This is a genomic window from Pseudomonas sp. EGD-AK9 (assembly GCF_000465935.2).
Taxonomy (GTDB): domain Bacteria; phylum Pseudomonadota; class Gammaproteobacteria; order Pseudomonadales; family Pseudomonadaceae; genus Aquipseudomonas.
The window spans coordinates 1-1,636 of record NZ_AVOF01000511.1 but is presented as its reverse complement, the minus strand read 5'-3'; the positions used below and the strand labels follow the sequence as shown (position 1 = coordinate 1,636).

Sequence of the window (1,636 nt, the reverse complement as noted above, 5' to 3'; positions counted from 1 at the left end):
GCGCCGCGGCGCTGCGCTGGAGTTTACGCGGGCGGCTGATCCAGTCGACGAACAGGACTATCTGGCCGAGGCCAATGCGAAGGGCCTTGAGCAACATGGTTTCTACTCCTGAAATGCCGACGGCCGTTCAGCGTCGTGAACGGCCGTCGTGGTGGGGGGCTGCGCCTTAGCCGATCAGGCTGAGGAATTCGCTGCGGGTCGCCGGGTTTTCACGGAATTCGCCAAGCATCACTGAGGTGACCATGGACGAGTTCTGCTTCTCCACGCCGCGCATCATCATGCACATGTGCTGGGCCTCGATGACCACCGCCACGCCGAGGGCGCCGGTGACCTGTTCGATGGCCTCGGCGATCTGCCGGCTGAGGTTTTCCTGGATCTGCAGGCGGCGGGCGTACATGTCGACGATGCGCGCCACCTTGGACAGGCCGAGCACCTTGCCGTTGGGGATATAGGCGACGTGGGCCTTGCCGATGAACGGCAGCAGGTGGTGCTCGCACAGCGAGTACAGCTCGATGTTCTTGACCAGCACCATCTCGCTGTTGTCGGAGCTGAACAGCGCGCCGTTGGTCACTTCCTCCAGTGTCTGCTGGTAGCCGCGGCAGAGGTACTGCATGGCCTTGGCCGCGCGCTTGGGGGTGTCCAGCAGGCCTTCGCGAGAGGCGTCCTCGCCGAGCTGGCCGAGGATCGCGGTGTAGTGTTGTTCCAGGGACATGGAAAATCCTGTTGGGTATCGAAGGGCGCAGGGTAGGGCGCCGATGGGCGCCTGGCAAGAGCGCCGGGCGCCAGAATCATGGGCCGGGCGGGTTACTCGTCGCGGCCGTCCATCATGGTGCGCTTGAGGATGATGTACACCGCGCCGGTGCCGCCGTGTTTGGCCAGGCAGGAGGCGAAGCCGAGCACCTGCGGGTGCTGGCGCAGCCAGGTGTTGACGTGGCTCTTGATCATCGGCCGGCGGCCGTCCATGCGCACCGCCTTGCCATGGGTCACGCGCACGCAGCGCACCTCCAGCTTGGCGGCTTCGGCGAGGAACTCCCACAGCGTGTCGCGCGCCTTCTCCACGCTCATGCCGTGCAGGTCGAGGCTGCCGTCGAAGGGGATCTGGCCGAGCTTGAGCTTGCGCATCTGGCCTTCCTGCACGCCGTTGCCGGCCCAGTACAGCGCGTCTTCGGCGCCGACGTCGATGACGAACTGGTCGGACAGGCCGTCCACCTTGATCTCGCCCTGGCTGATGCTGGCGGCCTGGCGCAGGGTGCTGAACTGCTGGCGGTCGGGCTTGGGTTTGCCGGTGTCGGCGCGGTCGTGCTTGAGCGGCTTGACGCCGCGCAGCTCGGCCTGGAACAGGGAAAAGTCGTCGTCTTGCATCGGTGGCTCCGCGAAACAGACGGGCATTTTATGGCCTGCCATCCGTGACGGCCACCCTTCGGGCCGTCGCTGCGCGACGTTAAAAATGGCTCCCGGCCATTTTTTATGGCCTGCCGTCCCTGGCGGCCACCCTGCGGGCCATCGCTGGGCGAGGTTAAAAAATAGCGCCAGGCTATTTTCTAGCCCGCTCGCGGCGTTTCAGTCGCGCTTTTTCAGCAGATGTGGCGACAGGGCGAGGTCGCGCGGCTGGCGCAGGCGCCGGCGGCAGCGGCGC

The 1,636-nt window shown here is 65.8% G+C and carries 2 protein-coding genes and 1 pseudogene; all 3 read right to left on the bottom strand.

The features are described 5' to 3' along the window. Nucleotides 1-97 (bottom strand): annotated as a pseudogene (locus N878_RS29645) (glutaredoxin); the annotation flags it as partial. A 69-nt stretch (nucleotides 98-166) separates the two neighbouring features. Beyond that, a complete protein-coding gene (gene folE, locus N878_RS19745; RefSeq protein ID WP_021445284.1) occupies nucleotides 167-712 on the bottom strand; it encodes a GTP cyclohydrolase I FolE in 546 nt (181 codons plus the stop codon). 92 nt (nucleotides 713-804) lie between these two features. After that, the gene (locus tag N878_RS19740) at nucleotides 805-1,362 is read right to left on the bottom strand and encodes a Smr/MutS family protein (RefSeq protein ID WP_021445283.1); all 558 of its coding nucleotides are present in this window, start codon (nucleotides 1,360-1,362) and stop codon (nucleotides 805-807) included. Nucleotides 1,363-1,636 lie beyond the last annotated feature (274 nt).